General features: G+C 44.4%; 2 protein-coding genes. Both read right to left on the reverse strand.

Features of this window, described 5'->3' with window-relative positions:
- Positions 1-741 precede the first annotated feature (741 nt).
- A complete protein-coding gene (locus R7Q47_RS23100) occupies positions 742-1,923 on the reverse strand; it encodes a heme biosynthesis protein HemY (protein ID WP_042523916.1) in 1,182 nt (393 codons plus the stop codon).
- Positions 1,923-3,131, reverse strand: coding sequence for a uroporphyrinogen-III C-methyltransferase (locus R7Q47_RS23105; protein ID WP_222712620.1), 1,209 nt, complete (start codon positions 3,129-3,131; stop codon positions 1,923-1,925). Before R7Q47_RS23105 ends, R7Q47_RS23100 begins: the two co-directional genes overlap by 1 nt.
- Positions 3,132-3,135: the final 4 nt, after the last annotated feature.

Consider the following 3,135-nt stretch of genomic DNA (forward strand, 5'->3'; position numbering starts at 1 on the left):
GGTTGAAAGCACCGGTCTTGAAAACCGGCATACGTTAATAGCGTATCTAGGGTTCAAATCCCTATCTCTCCGCCACTATTAAGAAGCCTCGCTAGAAATAGCGAGGCTTTTTTCATTTCCGCACATCTTTATTACTCTATCTGTGCTTGTCAAAAATCAATTCCATATGCGATCTACTTTTCGACAAAGTAATATTGGTATCGGTATTGGTTGTGACGTTTTGATTTTTGCTAAGAAGTGCAGTTGCCTCTAAAGCTGTTCATCCTCATCACTGCATGCTGTTCCGATAAGGTTGTTGGAGATGCTGTTGAACCATCTATTGCCTTATCGTTCTCTTAAAGCACTACCATTGCTTCTCTAGCCCCTTTTACGGGATAGACCGAACAAATAAGCATACTCAAATAGCCACTGTTTCACTGATGTATCTTTTTGTTTTACTCAGTTTAGCGACGCGCGTGCTCTATTGCCTAAATCTAGCTACGTCTTAAAACCATACTTCTACAGGCTAAAGTTACGTATTCCTGTATCTTTTAAAATTGTTTTGGATTCTGCTGGAATGACAGGATCAGAGTAGTCAAAAGAGAAGAGTGAAAGTGAAACGATAGTGAGTTACTAGGAAGTCGGGCACTACTTGGGAGCCAATGAATTTGATAAACATCTTGATGACCAAGGACTAAAGGGTTAGTAGCAGGCAATAAAAAAGCCGACAGTAAGCTGCCGGCTTGGTTAGATGACTGCTACTTAGTCGTTCTGTACGAGCGTGAGAGCTTTACGAGAGACTTCGTGAGCAGCTTTGGTTAGATTTTGCTTCTCTAGTGTGTCTGCTAGGAATGCATAGTCAGAGACGTCAGAGCGAAGCTTTAAGGCGATCTCAAAGTGATCTTGGGCTTCTTGCCACTTCTCTTGACGGAAATAGAAGTGCGCTAATGCGCTATGGGCAGCGGCGTTATCCGGTTCTTTCTTCACTACGCCCTCTAAGAAGACCACGACAGGGTGGGTATCTGGCAGATTTAGATCTGGCAGTAGTTGATAAAGCTCTGGGGCAGGTTGTTTTTTTAATGCTTCTTTTAGCACGGTAAAGGCTTCTGCATCAGCTTTTCGTGTGATGAGTTCTCGAGCAAAACAGGCAACGAGGTGTGTGTCTTGTTTCACTTTACGTGAGAGACTATTCCAATGAGAGATAAGCCCTTCGCTACCTTGTTGTTGCGCTACTTCATGGAGTAAGCCGCACTGCGCCTTTTGAATCAGCTCTGCATGTTCTTCTTCCGTGATGAGTTTTGCTTTGGTTAGTTGTGGCAAGAGGTCAATAAGAGGTTGCCACAACTTTAGCTGCATGTACGTTGTTTTCAGCAAGTTCAATACAATAGAGTTACTCGCATACTGACTTTTTAACGATTGCAAGGTATCGAAAGCGGACTCGAACTCGTTGTCGCGGATAAATTGTTTCGCTCGAGTCAGTTCTACTGCGAGATGGGCATTCTCTTGTTGGCTCGCTAGCTCTAGATAGTGATCTCGTTTTGCTTTATCACCTTGGCCTTGTGCGGCTTCAGACGCAACCAAGTAGCAAAGCAGCGGCATATCGTGATGATTTGCCCAGCGAGTTACTTTCTTCTCAGCACCTTTCCAGTCACCTTCTAGCAGTTTAATAATGCCTTCATTGGTGTATCGGCGGGAATGGCGCATTTTGCGAACACTGAAGTAGTTCCATGTTGTAGAACTAGCATAAACTAACTTCTTAATCAGGTACTCAAGCAGAAAAAGACCTGCGAGTGCAGCGATAACGAAAACCACTAATGTCGTTACGCTCATCTCGATCGTTTTCTCGGCAATGGAGATGAGTACATAGCCTTGCTGACCAGAAAACTGGGTGCCAACAAATAGTCCTGCGCCTAGTACAACAAATAGGAAAATAAGACGAAACATTACTTATCCTCCATGCCTGTCATCGTTGTGACTTCACGACGTAGGCGTTCACGGATGACATCTGATAGTTGAGACTGACTTTGCAGTTTTGTTGGGTATTCCACTTGAATATTTTGCTGACTTAGCAGGTTAACCGTTTTGTTGAACTCTTTAACGGAATTATCGTCTTGGTTGAAGAAAGCTAATGCCCATTTGTCGGCTGTTTTTAGAGATGTGGTGTAAATTTCACCTTGTTCTTGGTACACCGCTTTTATTGCCGTTTCCAATTTGGCTTTGATGTTTTCTTTCAGGTAAAAGTGTTGCTCAGGAGAAAGCAGTGGAATGACGTTACCATCGCGCGTGCGGAAGGTAATGAAGTTTTCTGAAAAGTCCTTCAAAGAGGTCATTAAGTTATCTTGCCAGTTTGCGATATCTTCAGACACTTCAGTGTTTTCTACGGCTTCAGCTTCAGGTAGCAGTGCATTGGCGAGAGGGAGCTTGTCTACTTGCTGTTGTAGGGCAGTTAAGCGTAGTACCAATCCATCACGGTCAATTAGCGGGATAGTGCGAAGTTTGGTGATATCGTTCGCCATTGCTTTACGTAGTTTGACGAGGCTAGGATCATTCAGTGCTGCAATGCGTTGGTCTGCACTTTCCATCAGTTGAGTCGCGCTTTCTACATCGTGCTCTAAGAACAATTTACGACCAGCTAATTTGACAAGGTAATCGGCTTCCGCTAATAGCCAGTCGTTTGGTCGACGACCTTTCACATCGGCAACGGCGAGCTGTAAGCTTTCAATGCTCTTCTGTTGCTGTCCAAGTACCACTTCCGCTTTGTGTGTCACGGTTGTTGCTTTCTCGATGGTTTCTTCTTGTACCCGGCTGAGTTCTTGCTTCATGGAAGCTTGAGTGCTTTCTAGCTGACTTTTTAGTTGGGCGATCTGCGCTTGGTAATCGGCTTGCTGTTGATGCAGCTTGTACGCGAGGCCACCGCCAAAAATAATCGATAAGATGATAGCGACCGTGCCTAGTTTGACACCGCGTTTGCCTTGTTTTTCTTCAAACTCGACTTTTGGTTCTGCTGTTTTTGGGGGCTCGGCCGCTTGTGGTTGCTCTTTTTTAAGGTTCGCATCCTGCTGCGATGTGGTTTTTTCGACTAGCGGTGCCGATGAGGTTTCTTCGGAAAGGTTTTTATCGTTATTTTTTTGGTCGTTATTTTTACTTGTCATGCCT

The organism is Vibrio sp. Vb0349, assembly GCF_033338975.1.

Coding starts and splice junctions, on each gene's coding strand:
- R7Q47_RS23100 (WP_042523916.1), bottom strand. CDS start 1,923: ATGTTTCGTCTTATTTTCCTATTTGTTGTACTAGGCGCAGGACTATTT.
- R7Q47_RS23105 (WP_222712620.1), bottom strand. CDS start 3,131: ATGACAAGTAAAAATAACGACCAAAAAAATAACGATAAAAACCTTTCC.